Origin of the sequence: Arthrobacter sp. B3I9 (assembly GCF_030816935.1) — a bacterium.
GTDB lineage: Bacteria > Actinomycetota > Actinomycetes > Actinomycetales > Micrococcaceae > Arthrobacter.
This window is the reverse complement of sequence record NZ_JAUSYO010000001.1, coordinates 4,103,677-4,123,267: the sequence shown is the minus strand read 5'-3', so window position 1 is coordinate 4,123,267 and position 19,591 is coordinate 4,103,677. Positions and strand designations below refer to the sequence as shown.

22 protein-coding genes are annotated in these 19,591 nt (G+C 66.4%); 13 read left to right on the top strand and 9 right to left on the bottom strand.

From position 1 onward, the window contains the following. Nucleotides 1-42 precede the first annotated feature (42 nt). The 5 genes from QFZ65_RS19070 to QFZ65_RS19050 all read right to left on the bottom strand — a co-directional run bounded on the left by QFZ65_RS19070 (nucleotide 43) and on the right by QFZ65_RS19050 (nucleotide 4,811). A complete protein-coding gene (locus QFZ65_RS19070; RefSeq protein WP_306912452.1) occupies nucleotides 43-1,164 on the bottom strand; it encodes an FAD-binding oxidoreductase in 1,122 nt (373 codons plus the stop codon). A 54-nt stretch (nucleotides 1,165-1,218) separates the two neighbouring features. Beyond that, a complete protein-coding gene (locus QFZ65_RS19065; protein WP_306912451.1) occupies nucleotides 1,219-2,262 on the bottom strand; it encodes a Gfo/Idh/MocA family oxidoreductase in 1,044 nt (347 codons plus the stop codon). Next, nucleotides 2,262-3,044: an amino acid ABC transporter ATP-binding protein gene (locus QFZ65_RS19060; protein WP_306912450.1), complete on the bottom strand. Its 783-nt coding sequence runs from the start codon at nucleotides 3,042-3,044 to the stop codon at nucleotides 2,262-2,264. The genes QFZ65_RS19065 and QFZ65_RS19060 overlap by 1 nt, the downstream gene beginning before the upstream one ends. Beyond that, entirely contained in the window at nucleotides 3,041-3,829 is a 789-nt protein-coding gene (locus tag QFZ65_RS19055; protein WP_306912448.1) for an amino acid ABC transporter permease, read from the bottom strand. Before QFZ65_RS19055 ends, QFZ65_RS19060 begins: the two co-directional genes overlap by 4 nt. A gap of 106 nt (nucleotides 3,830-3,935) precedes the next feature. Beyond that, the gene (locus QFZ65_RS19050; protein WP_306912446.1) at nucleotides 3,936-4,811 is read right to left on the bottom strand and encodes an ABC transporter substrate-binding protein; all 876 of its coding nucleotides are present in this window, start codon (nucleotides 4,809-4,811) and stop codon (nucleotides 3,936-3,938) included. 163 nt (nucleotides 4,812-4,974) lie between these two features. Here QFZ65_RS19050 and QFZ65_RS19045 point away from each other — a divergent pair, with 163 nt between their 5' ends. From QFZ65_RS19045 to QFZ65_RS19035, 3 genes are all read left to right on the top strand, one after another. Continuing rightward, complete coding sequence (locus QFZ65_RS19045) at nucleotides 4,975-6,057, top strand: LacI family DNA-binding transcriptional regulator (protein ID WP_306912444.1); 1,083 nt, start codon at nucleotides 4,975-4,977, stop codon at nucleotides 6,055-6,057. Between the two features lie 64 nt (nucleotides 6,058-6,121). Then, nucleotides 6,122-6,802: an HAD-IA family hydrolase gene (locus QFZ65_RS19040; protein WP_306912442.1), complete on the top strand. Its 681-nt coding sequence runs from the start codon at nucleotides 6,122-6,124 to the stop codon at nucleotides 6,800-6,802. A gap of 134 nt (nucleotides 6,803-6,936) precedes the next feature. Beyond that, nucleotides 6,937-7,356 carry a nuclear transport factor 2 family protein gene (locus QFZ65_RS19035; protein ID WP_306912439.1) on the top strand — a complete coding sequence of 140 codons (420 nt, stop codon included), beginning with the start codon at nucleotides 6,937-6,939 and terminating at the stop codon, nucleotides 7,354-7,356. Nucleotides 7,357-7,387: 31 nt separating this feature from the next. Here the strand turns inward: QFZ65_RS19035 and QFZ65_RS19030 are convergent, their stop codons facing one another. Both QFZ65_RS19030 and arfB read right to left on the bottom strand, forming a co-directional pair. Beyond that, complete coding sequence (locus QFZ65_RS19030) at nucleotides 7,388-8,326, bottom strand: threonine/serine dehydratase (RefSeq protein ID WP_306912438.1); 939 nt, start codon at nucleotides 8,324-8,326, stop codon at nucleotides 7,388-7,390. A 121-nt stretch (nucleotides 8,327-8,447) separates the two neighbouring features. Further along, complete coding sequence (arfB, locus tag QFZ65_RS19025; RefSeq protein WP_306912436.1) at nucleotides 8,448-8,870, bottom strand: alternative ribosome rescue aminoacyl-tRNA hydrolase ArfB; 423 nt, start codon at nucleotides 8,868-8,870, stop codon at nucleotides 8,448-8,450. Nucleotides 8,871-9,002: 132 nt separating this feature from the next. On the opposite strand from arfB, the gene QFZ65_RS19020 reads away from it, so the two are divergent. The 9 genes from QFZ65_RS19020 (at nucleotide 9,003) to QFZ65_RS18980 (ending at nucleotide 17,936) form a co-directional block, all read left to right on the top strand. After that, nucleotides 9,003-9,770 (top strand): transcriptional regulator, encoded by a 768-nt coding sequence (locus QFZ65_RS19020; RefSeq protein ID WP_306912433.1) that lies wholly within the window; start codon nucleotides 9,003-9,005, stop codon nucleotides 9,768-9,770. 97 nt (nucleotides 9,771-9,867) lie between these two features. Continuing rightward, entirely contained in the window at nucleotides 9,868-11,208 is a 1,341-nt protein-coding gene (locus QFZ65_RS19015; RefSeq protein WP_306912432.1) for an ABC transporter substrate-binding protein, read from the top strand. Beyond that, nucleotides 11,208-12,101, top strand: a complete 894-nt coding sequence (locus tag QFZ65_RS19010) for a carbohydrate ABC transporter permease (RefSeq protein ID WP_306912430.1) — start codon at nucleotides 11,208-11,210, stop codon at nucleotides 12,099-12,101. Before QFZ65_RS19015 ends, QFZ65_RS19010 begins: the two co-directional genes overlap by 1 nt. Next, nucleotides 12,098-12,940, top strand: a complete 843-nt coding sequence (locus QFZ65_RS19005; protein WP_306912428.1) for a carbohydrate ABC transporter permease — start codon at nucleotides 12,098-12,100, stop codon at nucleotides 12,938-12,940. The genes QFZ65_RS19010 and QFZ65_RS19005 overlap by 4 nt, the downstream gene beginning before the upstream one ends. Nucleotides 12,941-12,988: 48 nt before the next feature. Further along, nucleotides 12,989-14,071 carry an ABC transporter ATP-binding protein gene (locus QFZ65_RS19000; RefSeq protein WP_306912426.1) on the top strand — a complete coding sequence of 361 codons (1,083 nt, stop codon included), beginning with the start codon at nucleotides 12,989-12,991 and terminating at the stop codon, nucleotides 14,069-14,071. Then, on the top strand, nucleotides 14,068-15,432 hold the full coding sequence (locus tag QFZ65_RS18995) for a glycogen debranching protein (RefSeq protein WP_306912424.1): 1,365 nt from the start codon (nucleotides 14,068-14,070) through the stop codon (nucleotides 15,430-15,432). The genes QFZ65_RS19000 and QFZ65_RS18995 overlap by 4 nt, the downstream gene beginning before the upstream one ends. Nucleotides 15,433-15,494: 62 nt before the next feature. Continuing rightward, a complete protein-coding gene (locus QFZ65_RS18990) occupies nucleotides 15,495-16,670 on the top strand; it encodes an ROK family transcriptional regulator (protein ID WP_306912423.1) in 1,176 nt (391 codons plus the stop codon). Between the two features lie 196 nt (nucleotides 16,671-16,866). Beyond that, nucleotides 16,867-17,628, top strand: coding sequence for an AzlC family ABC transporter permease (locus QFZ65_RS18985; protein WP_306912421.1), 762 nt, complete (start codon nucleotides 16,867-16,869; stop codon nucleotides 17,626-17,628). After that, nucleotides 17,625-17,936, top strand: coding sequence for an AzlD domain-containing protein (locus QFZ65_RS18980; protein ID WP_306912419.1), 312 nt, complete (start codon nucleotides 17,625-17,627; stop codon nucleotides 17,934-17,936). Before QFZ65_RS18985 ends, QFZ65_RS18980 begins: the two co-directional genes overlap by 4 nt. A gap of 75 nt (nucleotides 17,937-18,011) precedes the next feature. Here QFZ65_RS18980 and QFZ65_RS18975 read toward each other — a convergent pair whose 3' ends face one another. Then, nucleotides 18,012-18,434, bottom strand: a complete 423-nt coding sequence (locus tag QFZ65_RS18975; RefSeq protein ID WP_306912417.1) for a YkvA family protein — start codon at nucleotides 18,432-18,434, stop codon at nucleotides 18,012-18,014. Beyond that, nucleotides 18,434-19,066, bottom strand: a complete 633-nt coding sequence (locus QFZ65_RS18970; RefSeq protein WP_306912416.1) for a TetR/AcrR family transcriptional regulator — start codon at nucleotides 19,064-19,066, stop codon at nucleotides 18,434-18,436. Before QFZ65_RS18970 ends, QFZ65_RS18975 begins: the two co-directional genes overlap by 1 nt. Nucleotides 19,067-19,197: 131 nt before the next feature. On the opposite strand from QFZ65_RS18970, the gene QFZ65_RS18965 reads away from it, so the two are divergent. Then, nucleotides 19,198-19,569 carry a thiamine-binding protein gene (locus QFZ65_RS18965; RefSeq protein ID WP_306912414.1) on the top strand — a complete coding sequence of 124 codons (372 nt, stop codon included), beginning with the start codon at nucleotides 19,198-19,200 and terminating at the stop codon, nucleotides 19,567-19,569. Nucleotides 19,570-19,591: the final 22 nt, after the last annotated feature.

The window sequence follows — 19,591 nt, the reverse complement described above, 5'->3', positions numbered from 1 at the left end:
GAGCCGCGGGGACTCCGGCCTGCCGGGCCCAAGGGCCGGGAATTACGAGAAGCGCCCGGGGCGGAACGTGGCAAGCATGGGGTGCTTCTTGCCGGTCAGGATCTCGTCGGAAAGAAGTTCGCCGGCGATGAGCCCGAGCGTGGCTCCGGAGTGCGTGAAGGCCACGAAGCAGCCGGGCACCTGGCCCAGTTCGCCGAAGACCGGTTCGCCGTCTCCGGGAATGGGCTTGTAGCCGATCTTCCAGGACGCGGGCTTGAGCTCGGTATTTCCGGCGATCAGTTTGGACGCTTCGTCGGCCAGTTCCTGGACCACCTCGTCCGGAATGCTGAACGAGCCGTCCGGATGCTCGGTGATGCGCTCCTCATACCAGTCGTGGTCCAGCGCGAAGGTGCTTCCCGGGTTGGGGCGGACCGCTGCCCGCGGGGTGTTCATCACGGCCTTGACGTCGTGCTCCACAGGCTTGGTCAGCACGAGCATGGATACCGGGGACCCGTTCGGGATCTCAACTCCGAGCGGTGCGACGACGGCGGGCGTACCGGCGCCGCAGGCCACCAGCACCGCATCGGCCTCGAAGGTCTCGCCGGCCGCCGTTTCGACGCCGGTGGCCCGGCCGCCGTCGACCGCTACGGCGGTCTTGCCGGCGTTGAGGACCAGCTTGCCGCCGCGGGCGTGGAATTCCTCCATCAGGAAGTCCACCAGGTGCGGGAGGCTGACCCAGCCTTCCCCGGGATTGAAGATGGCGTTTTCTGGCACTGCACTGGAATCGATGCCGGGGGTCGCTGCGGCGATGTCCTCGGGTGCGAGCAACTTGGAGTCGTAGCCGACGGATTTTTCGTAGGCGTGGCGGGTTTCCGTGACATCGTGCTGCCCGGCGGCGTTCCACATGAGGCCGCCGCCGAACTGGAGCCATTCCCTGCCGGGGTCCGCAGCGAAGAGGGTGCGGTAGCGGTCCACGCCGGCCAGGCGCAGCTGGTGGTAGGGGGTGGAGCGTTCTCCGGCGGAGTTGAGCCAGGAGAGCGACCGGCCGCTGGCTTCACTGGCCAGTCCACGTTCGGTCAGCAGGGCGACGGATGCGCCTTGGCGGAGCAGGTGGACGGCGGTGGAGACGCCAAGGATTCCGCCGCCGATGATGGCGACGCGCTTGGGTGAGGTGGTGGAGGACATGCGTCTTCCCTTTCTTCGTGACTGGTGTTTGGTCCGCTCGGGGTGGCCCGGCGGTTATGCGAAGGCGTGGATTTTTTCGATGATTTTCAGGACTTCGAGGGACTCAGCGGGCTGAACCGGTAAGGGCCTCTGTCCGCGCAGGGCTTCCGCGAGCTCCGCGTAGAACTGCGGGTAGTTACCCCGCTCGGCAGGTACGGGCACGGCGTTCCCGTCGATTCCCAGGACCCCCCAAGAGTCCTGGGGATCTACGCCGTAGGCGGGATCCGCCGGGCCCGTTCCCGCCGCGAGGGCGGGTTCCTGGCTGTCGAGTCCCCATTTGGTGTAGCCGGCGTCGGACCCCAGGACGTGGAAGCGCGGGCCGACCTGCGCGGCCATGCCGTTCATCCACAGCCTGGACCGGACACCGGATTCGTGGAGCAGGGACACAAACGCCTCCGTATCGGCGCCGTCGGGGTTCACGCTGTGGTTGGCGGTCTCCCCATAGCTGTCCTGGACGGGACCGAACAGCTGGATGGCCTGGTCGATAAGGTGGGCGCCGAGGTCGGACAGGATACCGCCGCCCTGCGCCAGGGTGGCGCTGTCCCGCCAGTTTCCGAAGCCTTCCGGCCGCCACCACTCAAACCGCGATTCAAAGGTGCGGACGCTTCCCAGCGCGCCGTCCCGCACGAGCCTTTCGAGCGTCAGGAAGTCGGCATCCCACCGGCGGTTCTGGAACACCGTCAGTTGTACACCGGCGTCGGCCGCACGGGAGATCAGCTCTTCGCCGTGCGCGGATGTGGTGACGAAGGGCTTGTCCACCACAACATGGAGCCCGTGGCCTATGGCCGTTGCGGCGAGGTCGAAGTGGGTGAGCGGGGGAGTGCCGAGGACAACGAGGTCGAGGTCCGCGGCCAGGGCGAACATGGCCTGCGGTGTCGGAACGATCCGGGCTCCGGGGTAGCGCCGTGCCGCCTCGGCTGCACGCTCCGGATCGGCCGTGACGATGACGTCGAGCGAATAACCGGGGTCAGCCTGGATCAGCGGTGCGTGGAAGACCCCGCCGGAGATACCGAAACCGACGACGGCGGTCCTGATGGGTGCCGCTGTGCTGGTGCTCATCACAGGACCTCGGAGAGGAAGCGTTGGAGGCGTTCGCTTTGGGGGTTGTCGAAAAGGTCGGCGGGTGTGCCGGCTTCGACGACCTCGCCTTCGTCCATGAAGACAACCTGGTCCGCGACTTTACGGGCGAAGCCCATCTCGTGGGTGACGACCACCATGGTCATGCCGCGTTTGGCGAGGCCTGCCATGAGGTTCAGGACGCCTTTGACGAGCTCGGGGTCCAGGGCGCTGGTGGCTTCGTCGAAGAGCATGACTTCGGGTTCCATGGCCAGGGCCCGGGCGATTGCGACGCGTTGTTGCTGTCCGCCGGAGAGGTCCCGTGGGCGGTGGTCCGCCCGTTCGGCGAGGCCGACTTCGGTGAGGCGGCGGTGGGCGCGTGCCCTGGCTTCGGCTTTCGGCATGCCCTTGACGCTCCACAGCGCCAGGGCCACGTTCTCGAGGGCGGTGTGGTCCGGGAAGAGGTTGAAGTGCTGGAAGACCATGCCAATGCGGGCGCGGAGGAGGTCGGGTTTGACGTCGAGGGCGCTTTCGCCGGCGAGGAGCACGTCACCGCTTTTGGGCTCGTGGAGGCGGTTGACGCCGCGGAGCAGCGTGGATTTGCCGGAGCCGGAGGGTCCGATGATGCACGTGGTGGTTCCGGGGGCGACAGTGAGGCTGACGTTGCGGAGGACCTCGATGTCCCCGTATGCCATGGTGAGGTTCCGCAGTTCCAGGCTGGAGCCGTGGAAGGTCTCGATGTCGGGGGCGGCGGTGTGGGGGGTGTTGTTGGTGCTGGTGCTCATGTGTTGCTCCCGGAGATCAGCGGTGAGGCCGCGTCGAGTTCTTTGACTTCGTTCAGTCCGCTGCTGGGGGCGGCGGGGCGGCGCCGGCCGGTGCGGAACCGGTTGTCGAAGTAGTTGACCAGGTGGGTCAGGGGCACGGTGATGACGAGGTAAAAGATTCCGGCCATGACCAGGGGTGAAAGGTTGCCGGAGAGGACGGCGGCGTCCTGTCCGACGCGGAAGAGTTCGCGTTCGGTGACGAGCAGGCCGAGGAAGTAGACGAGGGAGGAGTCTTTGACGATGGCGATGAACTGGTTGACCAGGGCCGGCAGGACCCGGCGGATGCCCTGCGGGACGACGACGAGGGCCATGGATTTGGCGTAGCTCATGCCGAGGGCACGGCAGGCTTCGCCCTGGCCCTTGTCGACGCTCTGGATGCCGGCGCGGAAGATCTCGCCGATGTAGGCGCTGGCGATCAGGCTGAGGGCGATGATTCCCAGCGGGTAGGGGGAGGGTCCGAAGATCGACTGGCTGAGCCGGGCGAAGCCCTGGCCGATGAGCAGGATGGTCAGGATGGCCGGGAGGCCGCGGAAGAGGTCGGTGTAGATCCGGGCCGGGACCCGCAGCCAGCGGGAGGGGGAGATTCCCATGACGGCGACCACCATGCCGAGCGCGACGCCGATGACGGTGGCGGACACGGAGATGATCAGGGTGTTCAGGAGCCCGACCGCGAGGAGTTGGGGCAAGACTTCGGCCATCGCGCCGAAATCGAAAAACGTGCGGATGATGGTGGTAAACCAGTCCATGGTTGCTCTCAGACGTAGTTGGTTTGGAGGTTCCGGGCGGACCGCTGGTGACGGTCCGCCCGGGTTATGGCAGCCGGACTAGGGCGTCCGGAGCTCCGCGGTCGGGTTACTTGCTGGCCGACGGGCTGGGCGAGGCACTGGTGGTCTGCTCGGCCGTGGGCAGGTACTGCTCGGGCATCGGGGAGCCCGGGAACCACTTCTGGTAGAGCTTCTTCCAGGTGCCGTCCTCCATCGCCGCTTTCAGACCCTTGTTCAAGGCGTCCTTGAAGGCGGTCTTGCCCTTGGCGATGGCGAAGCCGGCCGGGGCGTCGAAGGAGGGGATATCTGCGGCGCTGACCAGCCCGTACTGGGCTTCGTAGGCCTTGGCGGCCTCGTAGTCGAGGAAGTGTGCATCGACGGCACCGCTGTTGACGGCGGCGATGGCGGTGTTGTTGTCCGGGAACCGCACCAGGCTTGCCGAGGAGAAGTTCTTCACCGCATAGGCTTCCTGCAGGGATCCCTGGACCACGCCGAGCCGCTTGCCGGAGAGGCCGTTGGCGTCCTTGATGCCGGAGTCCTTGCCGGTGATGACGGTCAGGTAGCCAGCGAGGTAGCCGTCGGAGAAGTCCACGGTCTGCTTGCGCTTGTCCGTGATGCCGATCGCGGCCACGCCGACGTCGAACTGGCCATTGGAGACGGCCGGGAGGATCGCGGAGAAGTCCTGGCCGGTGAAGACAACGTTGTCGACCCCGGCACGGTGCGCGACGTCCTTGAACAGTTCGACGTCGAAGCCCGTGAAGTTACCCTGCGCGTCGGTGAACGTGTAGGGCTTCGAATCTCCCAGGCTGGCAACGCGGATGGTGCCGGACTGGATCAGCCCGTACGGGTTGTCAGCGGAGCCGGAGGACGAAGCCGGGGTTCCTGCGCAGCCCGACAGTGCCAGGAGTGCCGCGACGCCAGCCGCGACCACCGCCGCGGGGCGGAAGTTCAATCGTTTGCTCAAAGTCTTGTCCAATCTTGGGAAGCGGGGCGGCCTTGGCCTTTTGGTCTGAATCCCTTGCTGAGTCCGGTCTCACCCGCTACGATTGAGACCGGACTCACATCGGGGTTGCTAAAAATGTAACCCAGACCACAAGGGCCGTCAAGGCCCATTTCGGAAGGCGCAGATGAGCAGCAATGGTGCAAGGCGCCGGGACATCACAGTCGCTGATGTCGCAAAGGCCGCCCAAGTGTCGAAGGCGCAGGCCGCACGAGCGTTGGGAAATTACGGTGCCGTGAGCGACGACGTGCGGGAGCGGGTTCTGGCCGCGGCGGAGGAGCTTTCCTATCGCCCGAACGAACTCGCCCGTAGCATGAATACGGGAAAATCGAACACTATCGGTGTGGTGGTGGGGGATATCGAAAACCCGCACTTCGGCCTGGCCACCAGGGGCATTACCGACACCGCGAAGAAGAGCGGCTACAACGTCATCCTCATCAATACCGATGAGGAAAGGGCGGCGGAAGTGGACGCCGTGAAGGTGCTCCTGGACAAGCGGGTGGACGGGCTTATCGTGGCGCCGGCGTCGTCGGTTGAAACGGAGCATTTACGCCAGGTGTACGATTCCGGCCGCCCCCTGGTTCTCCTGGACCGTGCGGCAACGGGCCTCAACATAGAAACCGTCGCGGTGGACATGACGGGGATCTCCTACGAGTCCACGCTGTACCTCCTTAAGGCTGGGCACCGGCGGATCGCCTTCGTCTCGACCCTCAAGACGGAGCGGCCCTATGTCGCGGGAATGGAACTGGACTCCTCTCAGATCGCCGAGCGCTGCGAGGGGATGCTTCGCGCCTTCGAGGAGAAGGGACTGAGCCAGCCCCTGGATCTGATCCGGCTCAACGCCGGCGACTCGGAATCAATAAAGAGGATCACGCAGGACCTGCTGTCGGGCCCTGACCCCGCCACGGCAATTATTGCCTCGGACGGCCTCATCGCTTTGAGCGTTGTCGAGGCCATCCAGGAACTGGGGCTGTCCATTCCGGCGGATGTCTCGTTCCTCATGTATGACGACTTTGCCTGGACACGCCTGACCACGCCGCCCCTGACCGTCATTGCCCAGCCCGTTTATGACATGGGGATGGCGGCCGCGCAGGCCCTCATCCGGCAGATCGAGGGGCGCAGGTCCGCGGCGCCGTCCGGGGAACTCAGTGCCACGCTGATCCGCCGCGGATCCGTGGGGGCGCCCCGCGCTGCGGAGGTGGTCGGCTAGCGGAGCGCGTGGTTGCGGAGCGTCACACGTCCGGTCCGCGGCGGCATCGGGTCATGATGGACGCATGGATAATCTGGCACCCCCTGCCGCGCCCACGCTCGTCTGCCGTGCCGTCCTCTTCGATATGGACGGAACGCTGGTGGATTCCACACTCATCGTGGAACAGGTCTGGCACGAGTTTGCTCTTCATTACGGCCTGGACTCCACCGAGATCCTGCGCACGTCCCATGGCGTACAGAGCATCGACACAGTTCGCCGGTTCGCTCCGCCGGGCGCCGACGTCGCGGCGCTTACTGCCGAGATCGATGCGATGGAACGTGTCCGGACGGAAGGGATAGTGCCGCTGCCCGGGGCCGCCGAGCTCCTGCGCAGTCTTCCAGGCAACGCCGTTGCCCTCGTGACCTCCGCCGACCGGATCCTGGCGGACATCCGGATGGAAGCGGCCGGGCTCGCCATGCCCGCGACCGCCGTCACAGCGGACCTGATCACCCGGGGCAAGCCGCACCCGGAAGGGTACCTGCGGGCCGCCGAACTGCTGGGCGTGCAGCCTGAGCAGGCCGTGGTCTTCGAGGACGCTCCTGCCGGGATCGCCGCGGCCCTGGCTGCCGGCATCCGCACGGTGGCGGTCGGCCCGAACACGGGGCCACTTCCCGACGGTGTGCTCCACATCGACGACTACAGTTCCGTCCGCGCTTCAGTGGAGCCGGATGCCGCCGGATCCCCGACCATTTCATTACGGCTTTAGTACCGCTGCCGCAGCTTTCACTGTTCCCCGGCCCCGAGGGGTGTTCTACTAAAGGGACGACGCCGGGGCTGTGTCCCTTTCGCGCAAGACCAGTGTCGATTCTTGGCAGCGAGTGAGCCCTTTGGAGGCCAGGCGTGAGTGAACGGGATGACTTTATGGCCTGGGTCGGGTTGCGCCTTAAGGACGCCGAGATCGCCCTCCACAACGGCGATGCCGCTCCCCGCTCCGCCATCTGGTCGACGAGGGAGCCAGTCACCGTGCTGGGCGCCTGGACCTCCGGCAGCGGTCCGGAGGAGGTGGGGCACATCTTCCGTCAGCTGGAGGCCTCCTTCTCGGATTGCACGTCCTACTCTCACGAGGTCATCGCCGCGGACGTGATGGGGGACCTCGCCTACACCGTCGGGTACGAGCACACGAGCGCCTCGGTGAACGGTGTGCCGAGGGACTACACGCTGCGCGTTACCCAGATTTACCGCCGCGAGGAAGGCGAGTGGAAGGTGGCTCATCGGCATGCGGACACGCTGGAGCAGGCGGATAAGCCCCAGGGCGCCTGAACGCTAAGTCTCCCGCCGCTCGGCCCGGTACCTAGGCGGTGCTGCCGAGGGTGCGCGGATCGGTATTCGCTCCGCAGATGATAACGGCCACGCGCTCGTCGTCCTGGGCAACGTAGGCCCCGGCGGTGAGTGCCGCGAAAGCCGTCGCGGCCCCGTACTCGGCGGGGATACGGTACTCGCTCCACAGCTGTGCCCGAGCGGCAATGATTGCCTCATCAGGCACCAGTACTGAGGTTGGCGGGTCCTGTGAAGCCATGCTGAACGCGATCTCACCCACCCGCCGCGCTCCCAGGGAGTCCGCGGCGATCCCGGAAACGGCCACGTCGACGGGCCGGCCTGCTTCCAGTGCCGCGTGCAGGGTCGGGATGGTGAAGGGCTCGACGGCGACGATCCTTGCCCTGCCTGCCGCCGCCGCGGCCAGGCCCGCGTACAAGCCGCCACCGCCGACGGCGACGACGATGGTGTCGATGCCGGGTTCGTCCTGGAGAATCTCTTCGGCGATGGTCCCGGCTCCCGCGGCGATCTCGGGCTGGTCGTAGGCGTGGCAGAACAGGGCGCCGCTCCGCCCGACGTATTCCATTGCAGCACCGTAGGCCTCGATGTACTCCGCGCCAACCTGCCGGACAGTCGCCCTGTACGCCAGGAGGCGTTCGACCTTAACGCGCGGCGCGTTCTCCGGTACGAACACTGTGGCGGGGACCCCCAGCGCCGCGGCGGCGTACGCATTCGCCAGCCCGGCGTTTCCGCCGGACGCGGCGACGATGCCGACGTCGGGGTCCAGCTCCCCGCGTTCCAAGGCAGCGAGCTGGCGGTTGAATGCTCCTCGGGCTTTGAACACGCCTGTGTGTTGCAGGAACTCGCATTTGAACCACAGCGGAGCGGACGCGCTGCCCCCGCGTAGCAGGGGCGTGCGCCGGACATAACTCCTGATTCGCTTTTCGGCCGAGAGTACGTCATTTCGTCGGATCATCGGGTACCTCCTGGCGGGGCTGTGCTCTGTAGCTTAGCGAATTGCGGCAGGCGCCCTGTGCCGTACGAGATCCTGCCACCCCGGACCATAAGGGCGGTGAAACTGGTTGGCACGAATGTGGTCAGTCGGCGGTCGGCCGCTTTCGTTGAAGTTTTGTCGCTGCCCTTTGTTGCTTTGCGGCGAGGCGCCGGCGGTTCGAGCCCCGGGTGGGTTTGGTCGCACGACGGCGGGCTGCGCCGGGAGCAAGGCCCTCTGCCACGAGGGCGGAAAGTTTGGCCAGGGCCAGCTCGCGGTTGCGCAGTTGGGAGCGTTGCTCGGAGGCGGTTACGGTCACGACTCCTGCGATGAGTCGTCGTCCCAGGCGCTCGTTCAGCAACAACCGCTGGGCATCCGAAAGAGCCGCCGAGCCGGCGACGTTCCACGAGAGTTCCACCCGGCTGTCCGAGGTGTTGACGTGCTGGCCGCCGGGCCCGGACGAACGGGAGAACCGCCAGTCGAGTTCCGCGGCGGGAATCGTGAGCGCGGACGAAACCTCCAGATCCATGCGACTAGCCTCGCACGATGTCGCGCAGGCGGACGAAAAATAAGTTCCGATAACTACTTTCCAACTGGAAAGTAGTTATCTACAGTTGTCCTCATTAGCACCACCCATCCAAGACCTTGTTGAGGAGAACCGATGACCAACGATCATGCCGGCGAAGCGCAGCAGAACCTCCGCGATCAACTGCAGGCGGCGGAGTCGGGCGGAGGCGGAGGGGAGCGCCTGTCGCGCTCAGCCGCGCTGTTCGGACGCCGCTACGCACTGCTGATGGGCACCCTCGTGGCGCTGTATCTCCTCGTCGTTGTCTACGTCTATCCGCAGCGCAACGCATGGCTGAACGTCGTCGCCACCGCGGCCTTTGTTGCCTGCATGGTGGGGACCGTCCGGTGGCACGAACGGCGGCGGCGGGCGTCCAGCCGCGGCTGGACAAAGCGCGTATTCGGCCGCCTTCGCCTTGACCCTGGGGCTCTACGGTGTCGGCGTCGCGCTGCTGGGCACGACGGACAACCGCGCCTGGTGGCTGTGGCTGCCCTACGCCGTCCTGACGGCACTTCCCCTGGCCACAGCCGGACTTTGGCGCGGTGCCAAGTGAACGCCGACGGCGCCTCGGTGCACCCGCGGCTCGACCTCGACGAGTATCTGAGCCTGCCGGTCCGCCTGAGCATCGTGGCGGCACTGGCCAAGGTTGACGAGGCTGAGTTCGGAGTCGTGCGGGACATCATCGAGGTAAGCGACCCCGTGCTGAGCAAGCAGGTCGGGGTGCTGGAAAGCGCGGGCTACGTGAACGCCAAGAAGGGTTACGCGGGCAAGCGGCCGCGGACCTGGCTGAGCCTGACCGACGAGGGCCGTGCGGCGCTGGGCCGTCATCTGAAGGCGCTGCACGCCCTTATCCGGGACCTGTAAACAACCGCCGGAAAAGTGTGACTCTTGACACTCGACTACTTTTGTCTGATGCTTAGACGAAAGATGTGCAGCGGTGCACATCCGATTGGAGTAGTCAATGAGCGACCATTTCTCGGCCCCTCCCCGCCTTCCCAGCCGGCGCAGCATGCTGCTCGCCGGCCTGGGCACGGCGCTCTCGGTGCCGTTCCTGTCCGCCTGCGCCGGTTTCGACACCAGCGGTGCGGCGGCGGGGCAAGGGACCGTCGGGTTCCTCTCCACACAGTTCACGCCGGTGGAAGAGAAGCAGCGCTACGAAACCGTGCTGAAGAAGTTCGTCCGTGTGCCTGTTGCCTACAACTCCGTTGACCCGGGCGTCTTCGCTTCAACGGTGAAGTCCCAGGCGGCGGCGCAGAATATCCGCACCTCCCTGCTCGGCGGGCTGCATGGTGAACTCGCACCCCTGTCGGGTTCCCTGGACGACGTCGACAACATCCTGCGGGACCTGTCCGGACGCGGCTTCACCAAGGAAATGCTCGACCTGACCAAGGTGGGCGGCTCCACCTCGAAGTACATCCCCTGGATGCAGGCGACCTACGTCGTCGCCGTCAACAAGAAGGCCCTGGAGTGGCTCCCCTCCGGCGTGGATGTCAACGACCTGAGCTACGAGGATTACCTGGCCTGGGCGAAGGCGGCCAAGCAGGGGGCCGGGCGCCCGGTGTTCGGAATGCCTGCTGGCCCCAAAGGCCTGCACCACCGCTTCTACCAGGGATTCCTGCTGCCGAGCTTCACGGGAGGCCAGATCACGACCTTCCGCAATCCCGACGCGGTCGCGGCCTGGAACTACATGCAGGAACTGTGGGGCTACATGGCACCTGCCTCGACGAACTACGACTCCATGCAGGAGCCGCTCGGCCGGGGCGAGGTGCTGGTGGCCTGGGACCACGTGGCAAGGCTCGTCAACGCCCCCGCGGACAAGCCCGATGACTGGCTGATGGTTCCCGCGCCGCGCGGGCCCAAGGGCCGCGGCTACATGCTTATCGTCGCCGGACTTGCCCTGCCGAACGGCGGAAAGGACCGCGATCTGGCAGAGCAGGTCATCCGCGGGCTGTCCGAACCCTTGACACAAATCGAGACGCTGCGCCGCAACGCCTTCTTCCCCGTGGTGCAGACCGAACTTCCCACCGACCTGGTCGGCGCCGTCGCCCTCGAAGCAGCCGCCGTCCGCCGTCAGCAGCGGTCCGCCGGCGCCCTGCTGGCACTGCCGCCGGTCGGTCTGGGTACCAAGGAAGGCGAAGTGTCACAGATCTTCAAGAACTGCTTCCAGGAGATCTGCCTGAACAACGGCGACGTACAGCCGGTCCTCGACCGCCAGGCCAGGGAGCTCAACACCATCCTGAACACACTGAATGTGCCGTGCTGGGCACCGGACCCCATCTCCGCGAAATGCGAGGTAGCCTAATGACCGTTCAAGCGCCGACGGCGCCCACTCCAACGACCGTCGGGGCTCCCCGCCGTCGTGTTCCTGCCGCAGTCTGGCTTATCGGCCCGTCCGTCCTTTTCATGGTGCTTCTGCTTGGCTGGCCCGTGGTTGAGGGCGTACTGCAGGCGTTCCAAAACGACAAGGGATTCACGCTCGAGTTCGTGACCCGCATGGTGCAGGACCCGTATTTCTGGCCGGCCGTCCGCAACACCCTGCTGTTGATCGCTGTCATGATTCCGATCCAGTTCGCGTTCGCCATCACGATGGCGCTGCTGCTGCGCGCAAACCCGCGCCTGCACAAAGTCCACTTTTTCGTCTGGGCCATCCCGCTGGCGCTCAGCGACCTGGCCGCCGGCCTGGTGTGGCTGGCCATCTTCAACGACCGCGGCTACCTGAACTCCGTACTGTCGTGGTTCGGCCTCGAAGGCACATCATGGCTCGCGTATGACAACCAGACGACGATGTTCATCTGTGTTCTCATCGCCGAACTGTGGAGGGCAACCTCACTGGTCCTGGTCATCGTGGTGGCCGGCCTCCAGGGCATACCCAAGGACTACGATGAGGCCGCCCAGGTTTTCGGGGCCACCTTCTGGCAGCGCCTGCGCTTCGTGACGCTCCCGCTGCTCAAGCCCAGCCTGCAGGTGGCGCTGATCCTGCGCACCATTCTGGCGTTCCAGACTTTTGCCGTAGCCCAGGCCCTGACCGGCCAAAACTTCCCGCTGGTCGTCGGCGAAACCTACCGCTGGTACACCGGCCTGCAAAACCCCAATGTCGCAGCGGCGCTCGCCCTGGTCATCCTCGTGGTGTCCATGCTGACGTCAGTCTTCTACCTGCGGGCTCTCCGCGAAAAGAACCAGGGAGGCCTCCGATGAGCCAGATAACCGTTGACACGGCTCCGCTGAAACGGCAGAAGCGCAACAGGGTCCTGCTCCAGGCCGCCTGCATCGCGGTTTCGCTCTTCATGCTGGTACCGATCTACCTGATCTCACTGGCTGCACTGTCCACCAGGGAGTCACTCAACAAGTTCCCCCTGAGCCTGCTGCCCACCAGCTTCTCCTTTGACACGCTCAACGCTTTCCTCGGATCCACCGGCGTCTTCGGGGCCCTGGGCAACTCGCTGATCGTGGGCGTGGGAACCCTGCTTCTCTCCGCCCTGATCGGCGTACCGGCCGGGTACGCCCTGGCACGCTTTGCCTTCCCCGGCAAAGACCCGTACCAGCTCTTCCTGCTCTTCACCCGCGCACTGCCCATCGTGGTGCTCTCCGTTCCGCTGGCCCGGCTCTTCCTGACAGTGGACATGTACGACACGACATACGGCGTCATTCTGCTGCACACGGCGCTGGCCCTCCCCACGACGATCCTCATCTCGGCGAGCGTCTTCCTCGGCGTGCCCCACGACGTCGAGGAGGCCGCCCGGGTCTTCGGCTGCACCCCCTTCAAGGCTTTTCTGAAGGTAGTGATGCCGATGGCGCTTCCCGGCATCGCCGCCGCCTCGATCTTCACCTTCGTCATGTCCTGGAACGAAGTCCTGGGTGCATCGATCCTGACCCTGGACCACCGGACGCTCCCGGCCCAGGTCCTCACCTCGCTCGCCGATTCGCCCCTGGCCTACAGGTTTGCCGGCGGCTTCGCCCTGGTCATTCCGTCCATCATCTTCATCGCACTGATGCGCCGGTACCTCACCAACATGTGGGGCTCCACCATCCGTTAGCACGCCCCCTTCCTTCCTTCTTCCAGCATCGTTCAAGGAGCCGATCCCATGGCTGACATCTCCATCTCGCACCTCGTCAAGACCTATCCCGGCGGGACCGAAAGGGCCACCGACGACGTGTCCCTCGAAATCGCCGACGGCGAGTTCACCGTCCTCCTCGGCCCCTCCGGCTGCGGCAAAACCACTCTTCTGCGGATGCTCGCCGGCCTGGAGCTTCCGGACTCGGGTTCCATCGCCATCGGCGGCCGCGACGTCACGTACCAGCCGCCGAACAAGCGCAACATCTCCATGGTGTTCCAGTCCTACGCGGTATTTCCGCACCGGTCCGTCCGCTACAACATCGGTTTCGGCCTGCACATGGCAAAGATGCCCAAAAACGAGGTCGAGAAAAAGGTCCAGTGGGCCGCAGAACTGCTGCAGCTCAGCCCGTACCTGGACCGGCTGCCCGCGCAGCTCTCGGGCGGGCAACGCCAGCGCGTCGCCGTCGCCCGGGCCATCGTCATGGACGCTGATGTCCTGCTCATGGACGAACCCCTTTCCAACCTGGACGCCCTGTTGCGCCTGACCTTCCGCTCCGAGCTGAAGAAGATCGTGCAGGACCTGGGCACCACCACCGTCTACGTCACGCACGACCAGAGTGAAGCGTTGTCCCTGGGCGACCAGGTGGCCGTCATGCGCAAGGGAAGGATCGCCCAGCTCGGCGACCCGCTCGATGTTTACGACGCCCCCGGCGACCGTTTCGTGGGAGGGTTCATCGGATCCCCGCCGATGAACTTCATCGACGCTGCCGTAACGGCCGACGGCGACACACTGGTGGTCGGGGACCAGAAGCTGATGGCTCCGTCCCTGCTGCGCTCCTTCCGGGCTTCCGACGTCGTCCTCGGCATCCGTGCCGAAAATGTAGGGGTCGGAACCGAGCGTTCCTCCGGTGATATCGCCGGCACGGTCCTGGTGGTCGAACCCATGGGGTCCACGATCCTGCTCACGGTCGACGTCGAGGGGCAGACGGTCAAGGTCCAGGCCCCGCCGACGTTCCGGACGGCCCCGCAACAGACCATCTGGCTCACTTTCTCGCCCAACACCATGCGCTTCTACGACCGCGAAACTTCAATGGCACTGGAGGCCAAATGACCACCAACCAGATCATCAGCACGGAACAACTGCGTGAAGCGGCCATTGAAGTCCTGCGGGTGAACGACCTCGGGACGATGACCACCGCCGCGCCCAACCTCTACCCGCACATGTGGAGCTGGGACGCAGCCTTCGTCGCCATCGGCCTGGCAAGGTTCGATGTGCCCCGGGCCATCACCGAGATGCGCACCCTGCTCGATGCCCAGTGGTCCACCGGAATGATTCCCCACATCGTGTTCAGCGACAACGACACCGGCTACTTTCCCGGCTTCGACCGCTGGGGAACCGCCGCGGCCGCCGCCCGTCCGGCCCACGTCAAGAGCAGCGGGATCTGCCAGCCTCCGGTGCACGCGATAGCGCTGCGCCACATCCTGGACCGGGCGCGCGAAAACGGCGGCACCGACCAGGCGGCTGCCGAACAGTTCCTCCGCGATTCCTTCGACGGCTGGCTTGCCTGGCACCGCTGGCTGGCCGACGTACGAGACCCGGACCGGGTGGGACTGATCGAGATCCACCACGGGTGGGAGTCCGGCTTCGACAATTCTCCGCGCTGGGACGGGCCGTATGCGGCCATCCAGCCAGGTCACCTCGAGCCGTTCACCCGCCGGGACACCCTGCACGTGTCCGACGCGAGCGAACGCCCGGACGACGCCGAGTACGCCAAGTACCTTTGGCTCGTCCAGCAGATGGCCTCGGTGGGCTTCGACGACCAGGCCGTGCAGGAAACGGTGGACTTCCGCGTCCGCGATGTCTTTTTTTCGGGCATCATGGCGGCCTCAAGTGAGGTCCTGGCTGAACTGGCGGATGACATCGGACGTCCGGAGGCTGCCGAACTCCGGGAGATCTCGGCGCGCTTCCGCGCCGGTGTGGCCGCCACGGTGGATCCCGCAACCGGGCTGGCCCGCGATTTCGACGTCCGGGCCGGGCGATGGATCGCAACCGACACGGTCTCCGGCTTTGCCCCTCTCGTGGCAGGTGGCGAGCCGGCACTCCTCGATGCCCAACGCGAGACCCTGCTGGGCCCGGACTGGATGGGATTCCCCGGCCTCCAGTTTGCGCTGCCGCCCTCCACCTCCCCGGCCAGCCCGGCCTTCCGGGCCCGCACCTACTGGCGCGGGCCGGTGTGGCCGTTCCTGAACCTGCTGCTGGGCTGGGCGTGCGCCCGCGACGGGCAGTCGGAACTGCACAACACGCTGCGCGTGGAATCTCTGCGGCAACTCTCCGACGTGAAATTCGGAGAATACTACGAGCCGTTCACCGGCGAACCCCTCGGAAGCCTGGCCCAGGCGTGGACTGCCGCGGCCGCGCTGGAATGGCTCGGGGATGGCGCGCCCGTCGACGGCGCCGGCCCGTCCCGATAGCGAGGACCGCCCGCGGACTTTCCGATGAACTATGTTGGTAGTCGGTGACGGGAGGGACACAAATGACGGTTGAACGAATGCCGGCCAGTCCTGGCGGAGCAACCTCCCATGGGCACCTGCTGGAGTTGATCCGGTCAGCGGACGGTCTCTCCCGTCAGCAACTTCTCTCCGCGACGGGCATGTCCCGCGCGACGCTCTACGAGCGACTTGAGGCTCTGCTCCGTCACGGCTTCGTCTACGAGGCGGAGTCCCTGGAGGCCACGGGAGGCCGCCGCTCACGCAGGATCCGCTTCGACAACCGCGGCCGGGTCATTCTGGTCTTCGCGCTCGGCCAGACGCATGCCACTGTCGCCGTGACGGACACCGAAGGGTTCCCGTTGCGGTCGGTCACCGTCCAGCACGACATCAGCGGTCCCTCCGACCAGGTTCTCTCGCCCCTGATCGGAGCCGGAAAGTCGTTGCTCGGGCAGGGAACCGGTGAAGTCCTGACCGGTGTCGGCGTCAGCCTGCCTACTCCCGTTGAAGCCGGGACCGGGTTCGTTGCCCACGCCACCACCATCCCCGAATGGCGCCCGGACGCGGTGACGAAGGCGTTTTCCCAGGCATGGCATGTGCCCCTCGTGGTGGAAAACGACGCCCGCGCGGCAGCACTCGGCGAGCGGAAAAGCGATTCCGAAACCATCGTGTATGTCAAAGTGGCCACGGGCATCGGTTGCGGCATCGTCGTCGAGGGTTCGATCCTCAGGGGTGCCCACGGAGCTGCCGGCGACATCGGGCATATCCGGATAGCGGACAACGGGCCGCTCTGCCGGTGTGGACGCCACGGATGCCTCGCGGCGTACAGTTCGGGACGGGCGATAGCAGCACAGCTCGACGGCGATAGCTACGTCAGCCCCGATGCCGTCCGGGAGGCTGCCCGCGTCCCTGATAGCCAAGTTTCGCAACTCCTGGCGGCGGCTGCAGACGTCCTCGGACGTGCTCTCGCGGCGACAATAACGACGATCAATCCCGACCGCCTTGTACTCGGAGGCAAAATCGGATCCATAGCGGGCATGGTGGACCGCGTGCGGGCCCGGGTTCTGGCCGACGTCGCCGACAGGATTGCTGACGGCCTGATTGTTGAGGCAGGCGACCCCGGCGACGACTCCGCGATACACGGGCTGGCTACGCTTGTCATGCGCCAAGTCTTTGCTCCCGAAGCAATCGACGGCGCCGTCGCTGACTTCCTCGCCTCCTGAGCAGGATCCCCGACGGCGCAGCCTCCGCCCGGTTTCAACGCGGTCGGTTGCTGTGATTGAGTTGATTCATGCCTTTTTGCTGGTCCGGCCGGGCCACCCAGACCTCTTCCGCGGTTGCTCCCAGCGCCTTGCCGCAGGGCGCCATGCTGCCGCGCGCCTTGCCGCTGGTCGGCGCCCGGGTACCGGGACGGCTGGGGTGAAGCTCCTACAGTCGCCCGCGGTGCGGGTGGGGCTGTCGATCAGCATTGCCACCGGCCTCTACGGCGTGTCCTTTGGTGCCCTCTCGGTCACCTCCGGCCTGGACTTCTGGCAGACCATGGCGTTGAGCCTCCTGCTCTTCAGCGGGGGATCGCAGTTTGCCTTCATCGGTGTGGTGGCGGGAGGAGGCTCCGGAGTCGCGGCGATGGGCGCCGCCACGCTGCTGGGCATGCGCAACGGAATCTACGGTATGCAGATCAACGCCCTGCTCCAGCCGCGGGGATGGCTGAGGTTCGCCTCCGCCCACGTGACCATCGACGAGTCCACCGCGACCAGTACCGGCCAGACGGATCCGCTGGAGCAAAAGCGCGGCTTCTGGACGGCCGGCCTCGGCATCTTCGCCCTCTGGAACCTGTTCACCGCCGTCGGCGCGCTCGCGGGGGCGGCCCTGGGGGATCCCAAACAATGGGGGCTCGACGGCGCTGCGGTCGCGGCGTTCCTGGGCCTGCTCTGGCCCCGGCTGAAAGGCCGCGAACCCGTGGCGATCGCCGTCGTCTGTGCGCTGGCGACGGTGCTGGCCGTCCCGTTCGTGCCCGCCGGGGTGCCGATCCTGGTGGCCGCCGTGGTCGCCGTGGTCGCGGCCACGATCGGCTGGCTGAGCCATGGCCGCAGCGACGAAGGGATGGAACCGGACGTGGACCCCTACACCGGGCATCATCCCGCCCGTTCCGCACACCACCCGTCCGGAGAGACGGCATGAACCTCTGGCTCTGGGTTCTGCTGGCCTGCCTGATGGGCTACGCCTGGAAACTCCTGGGCTACCTCGTTCCCGCCAGCCTGCTCCGTAATCCGCGCATGTCCCGGGTCGCCGGCACCATGACCATCGGGCTGCTGGCATCCCTGACGGTCGTGAACGCCGTGGCGTCGGGCCAGTCATTGGCGCTGGATGCCCGGCTGGGCGCGCTGGCCGCGGCCGGCATCGCGTTGTGTTTCCGCGCGCCGTTCCTCGTGGTGGTGCTTGCCGGCGCGGGCGCTGCGGCCGGACTGCGGCTGCTGGGCTGGAGCTGACTGCCGCAGCCCGCAAGCGGCAACCGGCAAGCCGCAAGCGGTCCGGTGGGAGCGAACCTCCCGTTGGCGTCGTGCCTACCGCGGGGCGGCCATCCCGGCCAGGCGGAGCACGAGCAGCAGCCCTTCGGGCGTGCCCGGCCAGTGCTTCTGCAGCGCCTCAATGCCGGCCCGCGCGATCACGGACCGCAGGACCAGGGCCACGATGATGACGTCGTCCGCATAGCCGATCACGGGCACAAAGTCGGGGACGAGGTCGATGGGGGACAGCAGATACGCCAGCAGCAGCGCCAGCCGGATCCGCAGCCCAACCGCCAGGGTGCGGTCCGAGAGCAAGCGGCGGAGCAGCCGGAGCAGGTCCGGCAGCAGCCGCAGCGCGTCCTTCATGCTGACCGTCTCGGGGTGCCGGCGTGCGTATGCGCCGAGGAGCACCAGGAGGGCGACGTAAACCAGCAGGAGACCACCGACGACGGGGGCAATCAGGTCCCAAGGAATCGGCATTAGCCGAGGATAGTGTCGAAGGACGTCCCGGGCAACGGCGATTGCGGCGGCAACGGGCGGTCGGGCCGTTCCGCGCGGATGGCGTCCTCCACGAGCGCCACCGGCCGTCGCCAGGCGTCCGATCCGGCTTCCATGGTGTCCACGGCGCCGATCAGCATGGCGAGCAGCCGGATCAGGTCCGTCATGGAGATGTCACTGCGCAGCGAACCCTGACCCTGGCCACGCCCGAGCAGCACCGCTATCGATTCGAACAGCTCACCGGTGATCCCGGCCAACAGCCCGCGCCGTCCGGCGACGGCGCCGAGCAGGTTGGCTTCCTCGCTGGCGACGCCCATCACGGCATTGATGACGCGGAAGAGCCCCTCCGCCGCGTCCGGCCCGGTCAGGGCCTCGTCGATCACGGGGTCAACCAGGCGCCGGAGTTGCCGGTTCAGCGCCGCAAGGACCAGTTCTTCCTTATCCGCGAAATTACGGAACAGCGTCGCCGGGCCCACGCCGGCGGTGACAGCAATGGTCTGCAGCGGGACTTCGGGGCCGTGTTCGCGGAAACAGGCGCGGGCCGCGGTGATGATCTTGTCCACATTCCGTGCCGCGTCAGCGCGGAGCGGCCTGCCTTCTACTGCCCGGTTCATCTGCCTAGGGTAGCAACGCGGAGGTTCAGTAAAGCTGATACTGGCCGGTAGGTATCAACATGACGATTTCCCTGCCTCAACGGCCCGTCCGCGGCATCCGGTGGCCCCGCGCCGCATGGCAGACTGGAACCATGTTGCTTGCGTTCTCTGTCGCCCCCTCAGGCCGTCCCGTTGCCACCGCCGGCGCTGCGGATGCGCCGCCGGTTCCCTCAACCGCAGCCGATGACGCCTCGGTCCATGACGCCGTCGCGGAGGCGGTGCGGATCGTCCGGGAGTCCGGGCTGCCCAACCATACCGACTCGATGTTCACCACCATCGAGGGGGAGTGGGATGAAGTCTTCGCGGTGGTGAAGCGCGCCACGGAGGCCGTGGGCCGCTACGGCAGCCGTGTCTCGTTGGTGATCAAGGCCGATATCCGCCCCGGCTATTCCGGTGAACTGACCGGCAAGCTGGAACGGCTTGAAGCGGCGATCGGTGGCGGTGCCGCGGAGGACGCAGGGTAGGGCAAAGCCCCGGGGCGGGAAC